This is a genomic window from candidate division TA06 bacterium (assembly GCA_004376575.1).
GTDB lineage: Bacteria > Hydrothermota > DG-26 > E44-bin18 > E44-bin18 > E44-bin18.
In genome coordinates this window covers 1-3581 of record SOJN01000144.1, presented here as the reverse complement: position 1 = coordinate 3581, position 3581 = coordinate 1, and the positions used below count along the sequence as shown (strand labels likewise).

The window sequence follows — 3581 nt, the reverse complement described above, 5'->3', positions numbered from 1 at the left end:
AAGGTGAAGAGCTATCTTGCTGAAGTGAAGGAGGAGGCTACGGCTTCTAGAAGAGAATGAGGACGACATTAGAACAAAGGGTTTCAGAGAAGTGCTCGCTAGACGAGCTGTTTGAGGAGGGGACCGAACGGTACACTGAGGGAGACTGGGATAGGTCATTAGACTGCTATTCCAGGGCTCTGGAAGTTGCCCAACGAGATTCTCTTCACAAAAGGCAGGCTGAGATCCTTGTACAGATTGGCCGAATACTGAGGAGGAGGGATGATTGGGACGGCGCCCTGGAAGCATACCAGAAAAGCCTCAAGATATACGAGAACTGTGAAAACTGTGAAGGCGAAGCGTCAGTCTACAACCAAATCGCCATAGTCCTGTTCGAGAAGGGAAAGTGGGAAAAGGCTGAGGACTACTATCACAAAGGTTTGGAAATTGCTGAAGAACTGGATGATGTTCAGCTGATGGGAGAGATAAACAACAATCTGGGAGCACTTGCCTGCGCAAGGGGTAATCTCAATAAAGCTATCGTTCACTATCAAGAATCGATTCCGAGGTTCGAGAGGCTGGGCAACCCCAGGGGACTTGCTGAAACGTACCATAACCTGGGTATGACCTTTGCGGACAAAGGCGATCTTGCACGGGCAAGGGAATATTATGAGAAGAGTCTTGAGATATCCAGAGAGATTGGTGAGGTGTCGCTCACTTCCATAACTTATCTTAACAAGGCTGAGCTCCATCTTGATCTGATGGACATACCTGAGGCCAGGAATTACGCGGAAAGAGCACTGAGGATAACAGAGACCGTGGGTGATATGCTCGGGTTGGCAGAGGCATACAAGCTCCAAGGCCTGATAAGCAGAGAGACCGGTGACTGGAAGCATGCTGAGGAGTTTCTCAGGGACTGCCTGAAGCTGAATCAGGAATACAAGAGCCCGCTGGGAATGGCTGAGGCCTATCGGGAACTCGGTCTCACATATAAGCGGCAGGGGAAGAGCAAGAAGACCCTCCAGATGCTCTCTAAGTCCCTGGATATTTTTGAAGAGCTAAGAGCCAAAAGAGACATCACGGGTTTAAACAAAGAGATATACGAGCTGGAGAGGCTCTATCTTTCGATCATTAAGGAAATCGCTTCCGATGTGGAGCTCAAGGATCCATACACGCTTGGCCATTCGGGGAGGGTGGCAATGTACGCGCTTGCGCTGGCCAACAGGCTTGGTGTGAGTGAAGAGGAGAAGAAAGGTATCATAACCGCTGCTTATCTGCACGATGTCGGAAAGATAAAGATATCAACCAAGATACTCAGAAAGCCCTCAAAACTGACTGATTTTGAGTATGGACTCATAAAGAAGCACCCTGAACTGGGCCTAAGGATTATGCAGTCTGTAGATTTCCCCTGGAGTGTTAAGCCCCTTGTGAGGCACCATCATGAGAGGTTTGACGGGAGAGGATATCCTGATGGTCTTCGTGGTTACGGCATACCGCTCGGGGCGAGAATTATTGCAGTTGCAGATGTTTTTGATGCAATGACCTCACGCAGGTCGTACCGGCCTGCGAGGAGTCAGGAAGAAAGCATAGGAATTATCATGGCAGAGTCTGGTACGTTCTTTGATCCGGAAATAGTCGAACAGTTTGTGATGCTAATAAAGAAGATCTATAAGGCTGTGAGCGAAAAGGATGGAGAAAAAGTCCAGACGACTGACATTTTAGAACTGTGGAATATGTCATCCTTTTTTGGTTGTACAACTTGATGAAAGGAGATTGGACCTTTTAATCGCAAGCAGTATCAAGCTCTATTGTCTTCATTCAATCAGTGGTTCAAACAGGGGCCGGAAAAAGAGGAAAGCTGACGATAAGAACAAAGCATTTTCAATGTCTTTAACTACCTGATGAAAGGAGTGATATAGCATGTCTTCGCCAGGAAGAAAGTTGGGAGCAGCGCTTATTGGAGTTGTCGCCATAGGTTTTGTAGTATCTGGCTGCGGCAAGTTGGCACTTCCTTCAAGCCCCAGAACGGGGGTAGAGAACATACGGTTTCTCCGCTACGAAGACAACGCCTTGGGTGGGGGTTACGTTGAGAAACTGATCAAGGCAAAGATAGGCGGAAGGCTAAAGCTCAACAGAATGTATTCTCTGAGGATTCCAAAGAAGGCGCTCAAGAGGGACACGTGGATATCGATGAGTGAGCCATGGCCTGGACTTGTAGTGGTAGACCTTGGTCCTCACGGGCTCGTGTTCAGAAAGCAGGAAAAGCAAGTCGAATTGACGATTTCATATAAGCGCGTTGAGCTTGGTGACGTGAACGAGGAAAACCTGACCATCTACTATGTCGACTATAGGACGAATAGATGGATTGACACTCACGCTAAAGTGAATACTGAGAAGAAGACTGTCACAGCTCAGATTGACCATTTCTCTCGTTATGCGCTTTCAGATCATAAGAGTCATCATCTCAGTCATGATCGTTAAAAGAGACGGTTTACACAGCTTTTTGGAGGAATAGACGTTGAAGAAGCAGAAGCTTTCTAGAGATGAGTTGACTAATCTCGTGGAGAGGGTATGGTCAGCCGTGCTTGATCTTCCGTTTTCGGCTGTACAACATGAGGGAAGGAGGTCAAAAAACTTCTGGTTGCGGGCACGAGTAAACTCGTTTATCTGCCTTCAACCAGTTGTTCAAGTACAGACCAGGCAGAAAGGAGGCCTAAGAACTAGGTTTTCCAATGTCTTTGACTGCCTGCTGAAAGGAGTGGTAGTATGACTTCGATGGTGAAAAGGCCAGCGGTAGTGCTGATCGGGGTCGTCGCCATAGGTTTTGTAGTATCTGGCTGCGGCAAGTTGGCACTTCCTTCAAGCCCCAGAACTGGGGTGGAGAGTATACGGTTTCTCCGCTACCAGGATAATACGCTGGGGCCTCACTGCATAGAAAAAATGATCAAGGCAGATAAAGGCAGAAAGCTAAAGCTCAACATGTACTCTATAAAGATTCCAAAGAATGCACTTAGCAACGACACGGAGATATCGATGTGTGAGCCATGGCCCGGAATTGCGGTGATAGACCTTGGTCCTGAGGGGCTTGTGTTCAACAAGGCAGTTGAATTCAAGATATCATATAAGCGCCTTGACCTTGGTGACATGAACGAGGAGGACCTGACCATCTACTTTGTCGATTATGAGACGAATACTTGGATTGACACTCACGCCAAAGTGGATACTAAGAAGAAGACTGTCACAGCCCAGATTGACCATTTCTCACGTTATGCGCTTTCAGATCATTAGAGGTGGAGGGATAACCATTGAAAAAACAAAAGCTTCTTAGGGATGAGCTGGCTAACCTCACCGAGAGGATCTGGTCAGCTGTACATGGCGCTCCGTGCGGTTCTGGTTCCGGCGATGGGCTGGGGAAGTGTTCTGTCAATGACATGCTCTCTGTCCTCAAGGCTACCTGTTCTGTGGGGGTGGACGATGATTTCGCCCCTCTACCCAAGAGACCTTCAGAGTATTTCGATATTGCGCTTGGAGCTCTCAGGAAGAGCGACAACTCTCCTTCAGAGGAAGAGGGGATGCTGCGCCTGATCTTCGAGATGGGCAAG

At 48.0% G+C, this 3581-nt stretch carries 5 protein-coding genes; all 5 read left to right on the top strand.

What is annotated here, in order from left to right:
* Nucleotides 1-56 precede the first annotated feature (56 nt).
* Nucleotides 57-1742 (top strand): tetratricopeptide repeat protein, encoded by a 1686-nt coding sequence (locus E3J62_12055; protein ID TET43876.1) that lies wholly within the window; start codon nt 57-59, stop codon nt 1740-1742.
* Nucleotides 1743-1899: 157 nt separating this feature from the next.
* Nucleotides 1900-2460, top strand: coding sequence for a hypothetical protein (locus E3J62_12050; protein ID TET43875.1), 561 nt, complete (start codon nt 1900-1902; stop codon nt 2458-2460).
* Nucleotides 2461-2497: 37 nt separating this feature from the next.
* Nucleotides 2498-2749, top strand: coding sequence for a hypothetical protein (locus E3J62_12045; protein TET43874.1), 252 nt, complete (start codon nt 2498-2500; stop codon nt 2747-2749).
* The gene (locus E3J62_12040) at nt 2746-3267 is read left to right on the top strand and encodes a hypothetical protein (protein TET43873.1); all 522 of its coding nucleotides are present in this window, start codon (nt 2746-2748) and stop codon (nt 3265-3267) included. The genes E3J62_12045 and E3J62_12040 overlap by 4 nt, the downstream gene beginning before the upstream one ends.
* A gap of 17 nt (nt 3268-3284) precedes the next feature.
* The coding region (locus E3J62_12035; protein ID TET43872.1) for a hypothetical protein at nt 3285-3581 on the top strand (297 nt) is incomplete at its 3' end.

Bases quoted from the DNA above. Each gene is read 5' to 3' on its own strand.
- E3J62_12055 (TET43876.1), top strand. From the start codon at position 57: ATGAGGACGACATTAGAACAAAGGGTTTCAGAGAAGTGCTCGCTAGAC.
- E3J62_12050 (TET43875.1), top strand. From the start codon at position 1,900: ATGTCTTCGCCAGGAAGAAAGTTGGGAGCAGCGCTTATTGGAGTTGTC.
- E3J62_12040 (TET43873.1), top strand. From the start codon at position 2,746: ATGACTTCGATGGTGAAAAGGCCAGCGGTAGTGCTGATCGGGGTCGTC.